At 69.7% G+C, this 1504-nt stretch carries 3 protein-coding genes and 1 pseudogene; all 4 read left to right on the forward strand.

Annotated elements, in window-relative coordinates; genetic code table 11:
- Positions 1-172: pseudogene (locus A985_RS25950) on the forward strand (ATPase); the annotation flags it as partial.
- A complete protein-coding gene (locus A985_RS0116825; protein ID WP_039830464.1) occupies positions 169-453 on the forward strand; it encodes a hypothetical protein in 285 nt (94 codons plus the stop codon). The pseudogene A985_RS25950 and the gene A985_RS0116825, both read left to right, overlap by 4 nt.
- Positions 450-995, forward strand: coding sequence for a DUF2840 domain-containing protein (locus A985_RS0116830; RefSeq protein WP_017234566.1), 546 nt, complete (start codon positions 450-452; stop codon positions 993-995). Before A985_RS0116825 ends, A985_RS0116830 begins: the two co-directional genes overlap by 4 nt.
- Positions 992-1504 (forward strand): S26 family signal peptidase (locus A985_RS25955; RefSeq protein ID WP_232424659.1); only part of this gene is annotated, 513 nt, incomplete at its 3' end. The genes A985_RS0116830 and A985_RS25955, both read left to right, overlap by 4 nt.

Below are 1504 nucleotides of genomic sequence, written 5' to 3' on the forward strand. Positions count from 1 at the left end.
CGGCGCTCTGGCCGAGCAGCCGCTGCCCGCGCTGCGCTCGGAAGTACGCCAGCGCATCGTCTTCGCAGACAGCGTGGCCGCCGGCCGGCTTGCCCGCGAGCTGGCGCCCGACAGCGCCGCCGCCCGCGAAATCACCGCGCTGGTGGACGAACTGCTGCGGTGGCCATCATGACCACAAAGCCGTCACTCGGCAGCAAACGCGCAGCCAAGCGCGTGGGCATTGGCGCGCGCCCGCCCACGAATCCGCACGCCGAAGCGTGGATTCGCCAAGGTGACGTCGATGCGCTGGGCAAAGGCGACCTCTACACGGCTCGTCTGACCCTCGACATCACGCCCGCCATGCGGGCGCGCATCAAGGTATCGGCCTTCACGCAAGGCGTGACGGTGGCCGAACTGCTGCGCGGCCTGCTGGAGCGCGAGTTTCCAGAACACCGCAGGGAGAACACACCATGATCGCATCCGCTTTGCCTGCCGCTGGTGCGGCCACGGCTGTACCAGCGCCACCATTCCCAGCACACGCGGCGCGGCCTATTTCAACGCCGCTAACGCGCGTTTCGCTGGCCTTCCTGGAGCACCGTTTCAAGCTCTATCTGCGCTTCGGCGAACCCGCGCGCACGCACCGGTTCGACCGCTGGCGCAGTCTCGCCGTGTTCCTGCCGAACGCCGTTTTCTGCCGCATTCGCTGGCAGGCCAACGACTACGGCACCGTGCGCTGGCAGCTCATGGTGATGCAGGCTTGCACGCCGCTAGATGAGGAGCAGCGCATCCCCGGCGTGCAGCCGGGCGCGCGCTTGCTGTTGCACGCCGAAGGTGAGCAATCGGTGCGCGCCGTGCTGGAGCGTATCGACGCCATCGAGGCGCTGGGCATCGCGCCCGCTGCCGTTTCGCCCGCGTACTGGCGCACGCTCGCCAACCGGCTCGCTGCGCGCCTGCCGCTGCCCGAATACACCGCCGAGCGGCACTCCGCCTGGCTCATCGGGAGGGCGCTGCCATGACCGCCGTTTCGACTACCGGCACCGCACCGCGTCCTCGCTTGCGCCTGCGCGCTCGCATCGTGCTGGCGGGCCTGTCCGCCTGCGGCCTCGCTGCGCTGGCCTGGGCGTCCTTCGTGCATCCACTGCCGCGCCTGACCTACAACCCGTCCGACAGCGTGGCAGTCGGCTGGTATCGCGTCGATCCGCTTGACCATCGCGCTAGCCCGCTGTCACGTCGGTTATCCGTGGGCACCATCGTGCTGGTTCCGCTGCCGGCCGAGGCTGCCGCGCTCGCTGCGCAGCGCGGCTACCTGCCGACACGCATTCCCCTGCTCAAGCGAGTGGGCGCAGTGGCGCCGCAAGAGGTGTGCATCGTCGGCGGCAGCGTTCGCATCGACGGCGTGCCTTCGGCCGCCGTGCTGTCTGCGGATCGCTGGGGCCGGCCGCTGCCATCCTGGCAGCAGTGCCGCCGCCTTCGGCCCGGCGAGCTGTTCCTGCTCAGCGTCACCAATCCGGCGTCGTTCGACAGC

Source organism: Pandoraea sp. B-6 (assembly GCF_000282835.1).
In the GTDB taxonomy this organism is placed as follows: Bacteria; Pseudomonadota; Gammaproteobacteria; order Burkholderiales; family Burkholderiaceae; genus Pandoraea; species Pandoraea cepalis.

What these genes read in the sequence shown, in the direction of transcription:
- A985_RS0116825 (WP_039830464.1), top strand. Translation starts at nt 169, where the DNA reads ATGACCACAAAGCCGTCACTCGGCAGCAAACGCGCAGCCAAGCGCGTG.
- A985_RS0116830 (WP_017234566.1), top strand. Translation starts at nt 450, where the DNA reads ATGATCGCATCCGCTTTGCCTGCCGCTGGTGCGGCCACGGCTGTACCA.